At 49.6% G+C, this 12,300-nt stretch carries 14 protein-coding genes; 10 read left to right on the top strand and 4 right to left on the bottom strand.

The genetic code is table 11. The features are described from left to right. Positions 1 to 69: 69 nt before the first annotated feature. Positions 70 to 333 (bottom strand): helix-turn-helix domain-containing protein, encoded by a 264-nt coding sequence (locus MYB54_RS18650; protein WP_010283012.1) that lies wholly within the window; start codon positions 331 to 333, stop codon positions 70 to 72. Positions 334 to 520: 187 nt separating this feature from the next. On the opposite strand from MYB54_RS18650, the gene MYB54_RS18645 reads away from it, so the two are divergent. Further along, positions 521 to 907, top strand: coding sequence for a DNA-binding protein (locus tag MYB54_RS18645; RefSeq protein WP_248721191.1), 387 nt, complete (start codon positions 521 to 523; stop codon positions 905 to 907). A gap of 248 nt (positions 908 to 1,155) precedes the next feature. Next, positions 1,156 to 1,530, top strand: a complete 375-nt coding sequence (locus tag MYB54_RS18640) for a DNA-binding protein (protein ID WP_010283015.1) — start codon at positions 1,156 to 1,158, stop codon at positions 1,528 to 1,530. 78 nt (positions 1,531 to 1,608) lie between these two features. Here MYB54_RS18640 and ispB read toward each other — a convergent pair whose 3' ends face one another. Continuing rightward, the gene (ispB, locus tag MYB54_RS18635) at positions 1,609 to 2,580 is read right to left on the bottom strand and encodes an octaprenyl diphosphate synthase (protein WP_248721190.1); all 972 of its coding nucleotides are present in this window, start codon (positions 2,578 to 2,580) and stop codon (positions 1,609 to 1,611) included. Between the two features lie 256 nt (positions 2,581 to 2,836). Here ispB and rplU point away from each other — a divergent pair, with 256 nt between their 5' ends. The 4 genes from rplU (at position 2,837) to cgtA (ending at position 5,909) form a co-directional block, all read left to right on the top strand. Beyond that, positions 2,837 to 3,148: a 50S ribosomal protein L21 gene (gene rplU, locus MYB54_RS18630; protein ID WP_010283026.1), complete on the top strand. Its 312-nt coding sequence runs from the start codon at positions 2,837 to 2,839 to the stop codon at positions 3,146 to 3,148. A gap of 19 nt (positions 3,149 to 3,167) precedes the next feature. Continuing rightward, the gene (gene rpmA, locus MYB54_RS18625; RefSeq protein WP_005971498.1) at positions 3,168 to 3,425 is read left to right on the top strand and encodes a 50S ribosomal protein L27; all 258 of its coding nucleotides are present in this window, start codon (positions 3,168 to 3,170) and stop codon (positions 3,423 to 3,425) included. Between the two features lie 89 nt (positions 3,426 to 3,514). Continuing rightward, positions 3,515 to 4,477, top strand: a complete 963-nt coding sequence (locus MYB54_RS18620; protein ID WP_010283031.1) for a DMT family transporter — start codon at positions 3,515 to 3,517, stop codon at positions 4,475 to 4,477. A 259-nt stretch (positions 4,478 to 4,736) separates the two neighbouring features. Next, positions 4,737 to 5,909, top strand: a complete 1,173-nt coding sequence (gene cgtA, locus MYB54_RS18615) for an Obg family GTPase CgtA (protein WP_039282291.1) — start codon at positions 4,737 to 4,739, stop codon at positions 5,907 to 5,909. 69 nt (positions 5,910 to 5,978) lie between these two features. On the opposite strand, the gene dacB is transcribed toward cgtA, so the two are convergent. Further along, entirely contained in the window at positions 5,979 to 7,412 is a 1,434-nt protein-coding gene (gene dacB, locus MYB54_RS18610) for a serine-type D-Ala-D-Ala carboxypeptidase (RefSeq protein WP_248721189.1), read from the bottom strand. Between the two features lie 268 nt (positions 7,413 to 7,680). On the opposite strand from dacB, the gene greA reads away from it, so the two are divergent. Beyond that, positions 7,681 to 8,157 (top strand): transcription elongation factor GreA, encoded by a 477-nt coding sequence (gene greA / locus MYB54_RS18605; RefSeq protein ID WP_010283037.1) that lies wholly within the window; start codon positions 7,681 to 7,683, stop codon positions 8,155 to 8,157. A gap of 128 nt (positions 8,158 to 8,285) precedes the next feature. Here greA and yhbY read toward each other — a convergent pair whose 3' ends face one another. Beyond that, positions 8,286 to 8,579, bottom strand: a complete 294-nt coding sequence (gene yhbY, locus MYB54_RS18600) for a ribosome assembly RNA-binding protein YhbY (RefSeq protein WP_010283039.1) — start codon at positions 8,577 to 8,579, stop codon at positions 8,286 to 8,288. Between the two features lie 143 nt (positions 8,580 to 8,722). Between yhbY and rlmE the strand changes: the two genes are divergently transcribed. The 3 genes from rlmE (at position 8,723) to folP (ending at position 12,300) form a co-directional block, all read left to right on the top strand. Beyond that, a complete protein-coding gene (gene rlmE / locus MYB54_RS18595; protein WP_012773268.1) occupies positions 8,723 to 9,352 on the top strand; it encodes a 23S rRNA (uridine(2552)-2'-O)-methyltransferase RlmE in 630 nt (209 codons plus the stop codon). A 56-nt stretch (positions 9,353 to 9,408) separates the two neighbouring features. Then, positions 9,409 to 11,349: an ATP-dependent zinc metalloprotease FtsH gene (ftsH, locus tag MYB54_RS18590; RefSeq protein ID WP_010283045.1), complete on the top strand. Its 1,941-nt coding sequence runs from the start codon at positions 9,409 to 9,411 to the stop codon at positions 11,347 to 11,349. Positions 11,350 to 11,466: 117 nt separating this feature from the next. Then, a complete protein-coding gene (gene folP, locus MYB54_RS18585) occupies positions 11,467 to 12,300 on the top strand; it encodes a dihydropteroate synthase (protein ID WP_110163471.1) in 834 nt (277 codons plus the stop codon).

Raw genomic sequence — 12,300 nt, 5'->3', positions numbered from 1 at the left:
TCATTGAGATTCTTGTAATACGTGACGTTGAATAAAAAGCCGGAGATTGATATCTCCGGCTTTTCTTTTTTAATCGGGACGGATGAGTCTTTTTCTGTCGATAAGCTCATTGGTTTCTGGGTTGTAGTACCGGCTGGGCCAAATCTCTGAGGGGTGAATACCCAGCGCATCGGCAATAAGCCATTCCCCCTTGGGCCAAGGGCGTGAGAGCGCATTGGCTAACGTCGATGAGCTTAATCCGGCCGCTCGCGATACCGCCGCCAGCGTCGTGTTTTTCTTGCGCAGTGCAGCAATGATATCAGCGGGATGCCAGTCTTGTTTCCTTAAAATCATAATCCTTCCCTTATTTGCTATAAGACGACTGTCGATTAGTGGTATAAATAACGGATGTTAGTTATATGCCGAACTAACATGACATTATTATTTGGAAATAATATAGCATTAATTTTCCTTAAAATTCTCAATTAATTTCCAAATAAGCGCGTTTTTGTTAGGGATGGCACTATCAGGATGAAAGGCAATGAGAAAAGAGTGGTTTGCTACCAGCGAATTGGTTGGAGTCGGCGGCCTTCCGAAATCAAGACAAGGATTAAATAAGCGCGCCCGCGAGGATGGATGGGAGAAGCGTCGCCGTAAAGGCGTCCAGGGAAGAGGAGTGGAGTACTCAATTCACAGCTTGCCGGATACGGTAAAGAAATCCCTATTACTCGAAACCGAGCCTTCCGCCTACTCGGCGAAACAGCCTGCGGCACTGGCCGTATGGATGCAAATTTACCAGCAACTATCTGAAAAAGAACGAGATGATCTAATCGCTCATATTCTGCGAGTCGGGGTGTCCTCCACGCTGAGCCAGTTGGGTATTACGCCATCAGATGAGGAGCCAATCTCATCAATGGAAATTGACTGAGCTACCGGGGGCGATCTCTTAGATTGCTGACGTTGGTGCTAAAAAGGAACCTGTATTTTCTTTCGCTTTACCGTATTGCTTCTGGCCGCGATGTTTCGGCATCGCGCTGGATTTAATCATTTCTTTATTACTTAGGTGTGTCGGTAACGCGTAAAAGTTAGCGGTTTAGGTAATTATAGTCTATTATATGGAAACTTTTGGGCGAGTTGACGTAATGCCTGTTCAAAACAAACAAGGGAGTGACGAGTATGGACAAAGAATGGTTTGCAACAAGTGAGCTGGTTGGCGTAGGTGGATTGCCTAAGTCGCCGCAGGGGTTGAACAAGCGGGCGCGAGACGACGGTTGGGAAAAGCGCAGGCGGAAAGGGGTTCAAGGGCGCGGTGTCGAATATTCTATTCGCAGTTTGCCGAATGAGGTCAGGAACTCTCTGCTCGTAAAAGAGAATCCGCCAACTGAATATTATCGTATCGATAATGAGCCGACCCTGCTGTCATCGTGGGTGCATATTTTCCATCAACTTTCCGTTGATGAACGAACCCGGCTGATTAATTTCATCTTGCGTGAAGGGACAATAGCGATGTTGTCTCGGCTGGATGATGTCACAATCGACCAGACTGCCTAAGTCTGGTGAACGAGTAGCGCTGCAAGGCAGCGCTACTTATGAATCAACGATCTTATCAGGTAAGAACCTTACACCACGTTAGAAATCGCGCTGTACGGCTAAATGGGCAAGGCCTTCGAGCGCCATACGGTATGGTGTTTCCGGCAGTTGCTGTAGTGCGCTAATTGCCTTATCTGCCTCTTCTTCGGCACGCTGACGCGTATAATCAAGTGAACCGCATTGCTGCATGGCGGAAAGAACCGGTTCCAGCAGATGACGCCCGTTTCCTTCTTCAATGGCCTTGCGAATCAGCGAGCTCTGTTCTGCATTTCCATGACGCATCACATGCAGTAACGGCAGCGTTGGCTTGCCTTCATTGAGGTCATCGCCCGTGTTTTTACCCAGCGTTTTGCCGTCTGCGCTGTAATCGAGCAGATCGTCAATTAACTGGAACGCGGTGCCCAGGTAGCGGCCATAGTCCTGAAGCGCTTTTTCTTGCTCTGGCGTCGCGCCAGCAAGAATGGATGAGGATTGCGCTGCGGCTTCAAATAAACGCGCCGTTTTACTGTAAATGACGCGCATGTAGCTTTCTTCAGTGATATCCGGGTCGTTACAGTTCATTAGCTGCAAGACTTCGCCTTCAGCAATCACGTTCACCGCTTCTGACATCAGCGCCAGCACACGTAACGATTCGAGGCTGGTCATCATCTGGAAGGCGCGGGTATAGATGAAATCCCCAACCAACACGCTTGCTGCGTTGCCAAAGGCGGCATTTGCTGTCGCTTTACCCCGGCGCATGTCGGACTCGTCTACCACATCATCATGTAGCAGCGTTGCGGTGTGGATAAATTCGATCAGTGCGGCGACAGTGACATGCTTATCACCGTTATAGTCGAGGGCTCTGGCTGCAAGTACCGCAATCATCGGGCGTATACGCTTTCCACCACCGCTGATGATGTAATGTCCAAGCTGGTTTATCAAAACGACGTCGGAATTCAGCTGTTCAAGAATGACGTTATTAACAGCCGCCATATCCTGTGCAGTCAATGCTGTAATTTGTTCTAGATTCATGGTTTGTGCCAACGTATGTCTTCAACACTGCCGTAAGATTGCTGTTGCATATCGGCAAGACGGAACTTATTGCGCCGATTGTACTTGAAAAATGAGAGAGATAAACGGCAGTTGATACGTTGTATTCTTTTTCTTCACATCCGTTGATTATGCACTTGTCATCCTCAGTATTTTTGCGTAGAATTCGCGCCCTATTATGAATATTTATAGCGCGCTCTGAAACCTATTAACGGGTGCGCGGAAAGCGGAGTTTTATATGTACGCAGTTTTCCAAAGTGGTGGTAAACAACACCGAGTAAGCGAAGGTCAAACCGTTCGCTTGGAAAAGCTGGACATCGCAACTGGTGAAGCCGTTGAGTTTGACCAAGTTCTGATGGTTGCCAACGGTGAAGAAATCAAAATCGGCGTTCCTTTCGTCGATGGCGGTAAAATCAAAGCTGAAGTTGTTGCTCATGGTCGTGGCGAAAAGGTGAAGATCGTTAAGTTCCGTCGCCGTAAACACTACCGTAAGCAAGCAGGCCACCGTCAGTGGTTCACTGACGTGAAAATTACCGGCATCAGCGCTTAAGATTAGGAGAGCGGATTAAATGGCACACAAGAAAGCTGGCGGTTCAACCCGTAACGGTCGTGACTCTAACGCACAACGTCTTGGCGTAAAACGTTTTGGCGGCGAAAGTGTTCTGGCTGGCAACATCATCGTTCGTCAACGTGGTACTAAATTCCACGCAGGAACTAACGTTGGCTGCGGGAAAGACCATACTCTGTTTGCTTTGACTGATGGTAAAGTTCAGTTTGAAGTTAAAGGCCCGAAAAACCGTAAATTTATCAGCATCGTTGCTGAATAATTTTTCGCATTAGGTCTTACGGATTTAAGCCCCGCAATTCTTTGCGGGGCTTTTTACATTCTGATTCTGAGTAAACCATCTGGATAAGTATGAATACTAAACAACAGACGGGTATCGGTCTGTGTCTGGCGCTGACTACGGCTGTTTGCTGGGGGGCGTTACCGATAGCCATGAAACAGGTTCTGGTAGTGATGGAACCTTATACGATTGTTTGGTATCGCTTTTTTATCGCGTCGATTGGACTCGGCATTATTCTGTCATCCCGTAAGACGTTGCCGCCAATGCGGGTTTTCCGGCATCGGCGTTGGTGGGTTCTGCTACTGATTGCGACGGCTGGACTGCTGGGTAACTTTGTTTTCTTTAGCTCGTCTCTGCAATATCTGAGCCCGACAGCGTCTCAGGTTATCGGGCAACTTTCCCCTGTAGGTATGATGTTCGCCAGCGTACTTATCCTAAAGGAAAAGATGCGCGGCACGCAGGTCATTGGCGCGATCATGCTGATTTGCGGTCTGATCCTGTTCTTTAATACCAGCCTGATTGAGATTTTTACCCGACTGACCGATTACACGCTGGGTGTGCTGCTGGGTGTTTGCGCCTCGGCAGTATGGGTATCCTATGGCGTAGCGCAGAAAGTTCTATTGCGACGCCTGACATCGCAGCAGATTCTGTTTCTGTTATATGTGCTGTGCGTCGTCTTTATCACGCCTTTTGCCAAGCTTGAGGTTATTTTTCAACTGAGCAACTGGCAGCTTATTTGCCTGCTATTTTGCGGTGCGAATACGTTGATTGGCTATGGCGCGCTGGCGGAGGCAATGGCCCGCTGGCAGGCATCACAGGTTAGTGCGGTCATTACGTTGACGCCGTTGTTTACGCTGCTGTTTTCCGATCTATTGGCATTAGGATGGCCGACTTTCTTTGCTGCACCAGTACTGAATTGGGTCGGTTATGTGGGTGCTTTTGTCGTTGTTGCTGGCGCTATGTTTTCCGCTATCGGGCATCGCCTCTTACCCGGCAAGAAAGAGCCCGTGCCGCCATTGATGGTGCAGAAGTAGCCGAAAAAAAAGCCTATTGCAGCGGTCACGGCCGCCTTTTGACATTCTGCATGTGTTGTTTATTTTTAATACAGATGAAATTATTGGAGCAGGCAGGTACAATCCGCTCCTTTGCTGGAATGTGTTCTGGTGCGTCAGTTTTTTAATGGTGAGTAGAAATATGCTACATGCCGTAAAATCAAAAAGTTACGCCAAGAAGAACCAATAACAAGCCTAAAACACGTAGATATTCTCTATTGGTTTTTTGCGGAGAGAATCAATGAAGTTTGTAGATGAAGCCACAATTCTCGTTGTGGCAGGCGATGGCGGTAACGGTTGTGTCAGCTTTCGCCGTGAAAAATATATTCCCAACGGCGGTCCTGACGGTGGTGACGGCGGCGATGGCGGTGACGTTTATCTGCTGGCAGACGAAAACCTGAACACGCTGATCGACTATCGTTTTGAAAAATCCTTCCGCGCTGAGCGTGGACAAAACGGGCAAAGCCGTGACTGTACGGGTAAACGCGGCAAAGATATTACGATTAAAGTGCCTGTCGGTACCCGTGTTCTGGATCAGGGAACCGGCGAAGTTCTGGGCGATATGACGCGCCATCAGCAGAGCCTGATGGTGGCGAAAGGCGGCTGGCATGGTTTAGGTAACACGCGTTTTAAATCGTCCGTCAACCGTGCTCCGCGTCAGAAGACCAGCGGTACGAAAGGTGAAGAGCGTGAGCTGACGCTGGAACTACTGTTGCTGGCTGACGTGGGCATGCTTGGCCTGCCTAACGCAGGTAAATCGACCTTTATCCGCGCAGTATCAGCAGCAAAGCCGAAAGTAGCGGATTATCCGTTTACTACGTTAGTACCAAGCCTTGGCGTTGTCCGTATGGATAGCGAGCAGAGCTTTGTTGTGGCGGATATCCCTGGTTTGATTGAAGGCGCATCTGAAGGCGCTGGGTTAGGGATTCGTTTCCTGAAACACCTTGAACGCTGCCGCGTACTGTTGCATCTGGTTGATTTAGCACCGATTGATGAGTCAGATCCAATTGAAAATGCCAAAATCATTATCAACGAGTTAGAGCAGTATGGCGCGGGTTTGGCAGAAAAACCGCGTTGGCTGGTTTTCAACAAGGTTGATTTGATCGACAAGGCTGAAGCGGAAAAACGTGCCAAAGAGATTGCGGCTGCGCTTGGCTGGGATGATAAATACTATCTGATCTCTGCAGCGAACCGTGAAGGCGTCAACCCACTTTGCTGGGATGTGATGAACTTCCTGAAAGCCAATCCGAAAGTAACGGCGATTGCCGAAAGCGCACCGGAAAAAGTGGAGTTCATGTGGGATGATTATCACCGCGAACAGCTGGCTGAAATAGAAAAAGAAGCCGAAGAAGAGTGGGATGATGACTGGGACGATGAAGATGATGAAGGTGTTGAGATCATCTATCAAAAGTAATGCGTTCTTCTGTTAGTCAGGTCTTACATACGCGGGCTTACCCCATCAGGGTAAGCCCGCGTTGTTCTTTTAATTGCTCTGATAAATATCTTTATAGAGGCGGCTTTCAAATCTCACCAGAGGGACGCGACGTGCGCGCTGGTCTTCTGGCGGCACGGCATAGCCAGACAGGAACTGGACGAATGCCATACGCTGGCCGCTCGCGGTAGTAATGAAGCCTGCCAGATTGTATACGCCCTGCAATGCCCCGGTTTTAGCCGAAACCTTGCCATCCACGCCAGCTTCATGCAGGCCGCCACGATAACGCAGCGTGCCGTCATAGCCGGAAAGCGGAAGCATCGTGATGTAATTCAGTTCATTATCGTGCTGTGCGATGTACTGCAAGACCTGCATCATCGTTTCCGGTGAAATCAGGTTATGGCGCGACAGGCCTGAACCATCGACAACAATGCTGTTTCCTAAATCTACACCCGCCTTCTGACGCAGAATTTGTCGCACGGCATCTGCACCCGCGCGCCACGTACCCGGCACGCTAAAACGCTCATGGCCAATAGTACGAAAGACCGTATCGGCAATCATATTGTCTGATTTTTTCAACATGATAGTGAGCAGGTCGTGCAACGGCGCTGATTGTGTCTGAGCCAGTACGCTTCCTGCCGGACCAGGCTGCGTCTGGCGACGAAGGCTGCCTTTAATACGGATATCAGCCTGCTGTAGCTCATCTTTAACGATAGCGCCGGCATAGCTGGCCCCGTCCTGAATCGCGAATGCCAGCGGAAGCGGTTCTGTGCGCTGAACCAGACAGCCGGTAAGCGTAAAGCGATTTAATTCCCCAGGGACGACATCCAATTCGCAGTATTGGGCATCGGCTGAACCTTTAGCCAGCGTGCGGACTTCGCTGAACATTTGCACCGGATAATAGGATGCAACGCGGATAAACGCATTATCACCCGCTTTAGGCGCACTGTAGAGTGAGACGGAGAAGCAGTTGCGATCGACAATCGCGGCACCCGGCGGGGCGCTGAAACACTGTGTCATATCGTTCCAGGGCCAGCCCGGCGCTTTATCGTGACTGGCGAACACTGAGGTGTCGATCAGCACGTCCCCCGCGATTTCCTGTATCCCGCGCTTTCTTAATTCTTGCACCATATTCCGTATTTGCTGGCGCTTAAGCGTAGGATCGCCGCTAAACCGTACGATGAGATTACCGTTCAGAATACCGCTGGTAACAGGCCCGTGGCTTTCCATCGTGGTGATGAACCGATAATCTGGACCTAATTGCAGTAATGCAGCTAATGCGGTTATCACCTTTTGCGTACTGGCTGGAAGCGCCATTTGCTGGCTATTGAAGGCCATACTGGGTGTTGTTGCGCCAACTTTTTGTACCAATAGCGCCAAATTGGCACCGTCTGGTAAATATTGGCGATGGGCCTCAACAGAAGCTGCATTGGCATGCAGAACAAAAGCGCAGGCAAGTCCGGTAACAATCGATGAAAAACGCATAATCTCAGCTAATAACGGGGTAACGTGTGGTCATACTACGGCGCAACAAGGTCTAAAGTAAACGATGACCCTCATTGAACTCTGGGGTAAAATACGTATCAAAATGCAAAACAGCTGCTAGCCTGGAAATTTTGTTCCGGGGCTGGTTGCTTTTGTTTTATGTCCAGTGAGGGCTGGCACGTTGCAGAGACTCCGTCGCCTTTGATTTTTAGCGCGTCAGGATGACGATTATTTGAGTCTTACGGACTTTTTTAGAGGTATAGACAATATGAAACAATTTCCGATGACGTTGCGTGGTGCTGAAAAATTGCGCGAAGAGCTTGACCACCTGAAATCTGTGCGTCGACCTGAGATTATTGCGGCGATTGCCGAAGCGCGTGAGCACGGCGATCTGAAAGAGAATGCAGAATATCATGCCGCACGCGAGCAGCAGGGCTTCTGTGAAGGACGTATTCAAGACATTGAAGCTAAATTATCTAACGCACAGGTTATCGATGTTACGAAGATGACTGCGAACGGGCGTGTTATTTTTGGTTCCACCGTGACGGTGATGAATCTGGATAACGATGAAGAGCAAACTTATCGGATTGTTGGTGATGACGAAGCAGATTTTAAACAGAATCTGATCTCGGTAAATTCGCCCATCGCGCGTGGTCTGATCGGCAAAGAGCAAGATGACGTTGTGGTTATCCGTACGCCGGGCGGCGACGTGGAATATGAGATCCTGAAGGTCGAATATCTGTAAACTTTGCCGTATTGTTGATTAAAACAGCAAAAATTGTAAAGAAAAGAAAAAGGCCGCTTGCGGCCTTTTCTCTAACCGAGAGGCATGGCACCTTTCCGTTAAAACCGAGTATCCAGAAATAAAAAGTGTTATCGTGGTAACACAATTTTACGTTCTTTCGCAGGACGGTAAAGCACCAACGTATGGCCGATAACCTGAACGTTAGCGGCACCCGTTTCACGAACAATCGCTTCAACAATCAAGGCTTTGGTTTCGCGGTCTTCTGTCGCTACTTTTATCTTGATCAGTTCGTGATGTGCCAATGCTTGTTCGATCTCAGCCAAAACACCTTCGGTGAGACCGTTATTGCCCAGCATGACAACCGGTTTTAGCGGATGTGCCAAGCCTTTCAGGTGTTGTTTTTGTTTATTACTTAGGTTCATTGTCTTTTTTACTTAGGTTGGGATTGAAAACGGGTCATTCTACCGCCATCTCATGATTATAACCAATTTGACTGTTCTGATTGGTAATATGTGAGAAGTTTCTCCCCACCACGAGCGTGTTACTGAGAATAGTTGGAAAATCGATGGCGAATAAAAAGCGTTCTGCAAGTTCCAGTCGCTGGTTGCAGGAACACTTTAGCGATAAATATGTGCAGCAGGCCCAGAAAAAAGGGCTGCGCTCGCGTGCTTGGTTTAAACTTGACGAAATACAGCAGAGCGACAAACTGTTTAAACCCGGTATGACAGTTGTGGATTTAGGCGCTGCGCCGGGCGGCTGGTCACAGTATGTGGTCACGCAAATTGGTGGAAATGGTCGAATTATCGCGTGTGATATTTTGCCGATGGATCCGATTGTTGGCGTCGATTTCCTGCAAGGGGACTTTCGTGATGAACTGGTCCTTAAAGCCTTGCTCGAAAGGGTTGGCGATAGCAAAGTTCAGGTGGTGATGTCTGACATGGCCCCTAACATGAGTGGTACACCAGCCGTTGATATTCCGAAGTCGATGTATCTGGTTGAATTAGCACTTGGTATGTGTCGGGATGTATTAGCGCCAGGCGGAAGTTTCCTGGTGAAAGTGTTTCAGGGAGAAGGCTTTGATGAATACCTGCGGGAAATTCGCTCCCTGTTTACGAAAGTGAAAATTCGTAAACCAGACGCCTCACGTGCCCGGTCTCGTGAAGTGTATATTGTAGCGACAGGGCGGAAACTGTAGTACCCTAACGCTGTTTTTTAACACAGTTGTAATATGAGGTTAATCCCTTGAGTGACATGGCGAAAAACCTAATTCTCTGGTTAGTCATCGCAGTGGTGCTGATGTCTGTTTTCCAGAGCTTTGGGCCCAGCGAGTCGAATGGCCGTAGGGTGGATTATTCAACCTTCTTGACTGAAGTGAATCAGGATCAGGTCCGTGAAGCACGTATTAACGGGCGTGAGATCAGTGTTATCAAAAAAGACAGCAACAGATACACGACTTACATTCCTGTCAATGACCCCAAGCTACTGGATAACCTGCTAACGAAGAACGTGAAAGTCGTTGGTGAGCCGCCGGAAGAACCGAGCTTGCTGGCTTCTATCTTTATTTCTTGGTTCCCGATGCTGTTACTGATTGGCGTCTGGATCTTCTTCATGCGTCAAATGCAAGGCGGCGGCGGTAAAGGCGCTATGTCCTTCGGCAAGAGCAAAGCGCGCATGCTGACTGAAGATCAGATCAAGACGACGTTTGCTGATGTAGCGGGTTGTGACGAAGCGAAGGAAGAGGTGAGCGAACTGGTTGAGTACCTGCGCGAACCTAGCCGTTTCCAGAAACTGGGCGGTAAAATTCCTAAAGGCATTCTGATGGTCGGCCCGCCGGGAACCGGTAAAACGTTGCTGGCAAAAGCGATTGCCGGTGAAGCGAAAGTGCCTTTCTTTACGATTTCCGGTTCTGACTTCGTTGAAATGTTTGTCGGTGTCGGTGCTTCTCGTGTCCGTGACATGTTCGAACAGGCGAAGAAAGCCGCGCCTTGTATCATCTTTATCGATGAAATCGACGCCGTTGGCCGTCAGCGTGGCGCAGGTCTGGGCGGTGGTCACGATGAACGTGAACAAACGCTGAACCAGATGCTGGTTGAGATGGACGGCTTTGAAGGCAACGAGGGCATTATTGTCATCGCCGCAACTAACCGCCCTGATGTTCTTGACCCTGCGTTGCTGCGTCCAGGTCGTTTTGACCGTCAGGTTGTGGTTGGCCTGCCAGATGTTCGCGGCCGTGAGCAGATTCTGAAAGTTCACATGCGTCGCGTACCGCTGTCTCCAGATATCGATGCGTCAGTGATTGCACGTGGTACGCCAGGCTTCTCTGGTGCGGATTTGGCTAACCTGGTTAACGAAGCCGCATTGTTCTCCGCTCGTGGCAACAAACGCGTTGTTTCGATGGTCGAGTTCGAGAAAGCGAAAGACAAAATCATGATGGGTGCAGAGCGCCGTTCCATGGTAATGACTGAAAAGCAGAAAGAATCGACGGCGTATCATGAAGCGGGGCATGCGATCATTGGTCGCCTGGTGCCTGAACACGATCCGGTTCATAAAGTGACGATCATTCCGCGTGGTCGTGCGCTGGGTGTGACGTTCTTCCTGCCTGAAGGCGATGCGATCAGCGCCAGCCGTCAGAAGCTGGAAAGCCAGATCTCTACGCTGTACGGTGGTCGACTGGCCGAAGAAATTATTTATGGCGTGGAACATGTCTCTACGGGCGCGTCTAACGACATCAAAGTGGCAACCTCGATTGCACGTAACATGGTGACGCAGTGGGGCTTCTCTGAAAAACTCGGTCCGTTGCTCTATGCGGAAGAAGACGGTGAGGTATTCCTCGGTCGTTCCGTGGCAAAAGCCAAGCACATGTCAGATGAAACCGCGCGTATTATCGATCAGGAAGTAAAATCGCTGATTGAACGTAACTATGTGCGTGCTCGTGAGCTGTTGATGGCAAACATGGATATTCTTCACTCAATGAAAGATGCGTTGATGAAGTATGAAACCATTGATGCGCCGCAGATCGATGACCTGATGGGACGTAAGAAAGAAGTACGTCCGCCAGCAGGTTGGGAAGAGTCTCGTTCTGACAACGATTCTGGTAACGGTGGCGGTACACCTAAAGCCCCTACGCCAGTGGATGAGCCGCAGACACCTAATCCTGGTAATACGATGTCTGAGCAAGTGGACGACAAATAATCCGCCTGCGATTCACATCTGTAACTTACGAAACCCCAGCTCAGGCTGGGGTTTTTTACTGGGAGTGTTCTTCGAACCACATTTCATGCTAACTACACCAGACTGCGGAGGTAAATCATGCAACTGGTCGCCAGAGACTCAACGCTGGATCTTTCCTGCCCACACATCATGGGCATTCTTAACGTCACGCCGGACTCTTTTTCCGATGGTGGTAAACACAACAAGCTTGATGCGGCATTACTGCACGTTCAGGAGATGGTTAATGCTGGTGCGACCCTGATTGATATTGGCGGTGAATCGACGCGTCCCGGTGCGGCTGAAGTGAGTACGGAAGAAGAGCTAGACCGTGTGGTACCCGTGGTTGAAGCGATTGCTAAACGCTTTGACGTCTGGATCTCGGTCGATACCTCAAAGCCGGAAGTGATGACAGCATCGGCGCAGGCGGGAGCGCATCTGATTAATGATATTCGCGCTTTGCAAGAGCCTGGAGCTCTGGAGGCGGCGGCGGCAACAGGTTTGCCAGTATGCCTGATGCATATGCAGGGTATGCCGAGAACTATGCAGCACAAACCGCATTATGATGACCTGATGCAGGACATTGGCGATTTCTTGCAGCAGCAGATTGATCGCTGTGTGAGCGCCAATATTCCGAAAAGTAAGCTATTGCTGGATCCTGGGTTCGGATTCGGTAAGAATCTTGCCCATAACTATGCGCTTCTGGCTCGTCTGAGCGAGTTACATCGTTTTGAACTGCCTCTTCTGGTTGGCATGTCGAGGAAATCCATGATTGGACAGATCCTCAATGTGCCGCCTGCGCAGCGGGTTCATGGCAGCATCGCCTGCGCAGTGATTGCGGCGATGCAGGGAGCACAGATTATTCGCGTGCACGATGTTAAAGAAACGGCTGATGCCATGCGCATTGTTGAGGCCACCCTTTCTGCGAAGGAATAA

Source organism: Pectobacterium nicotianae (assembly GCF_023272715.1).
Classification (GTDB): Bacteria; Pseudomonadota; Gammaproteobacteria; order Enterobacterales; family Enterobacteriaceae; genus Pectobacterium; species Pectobacterium brasiliense.
This window is presented reverse-complemented; position numbering and strand designations above follow the sequence as displayed.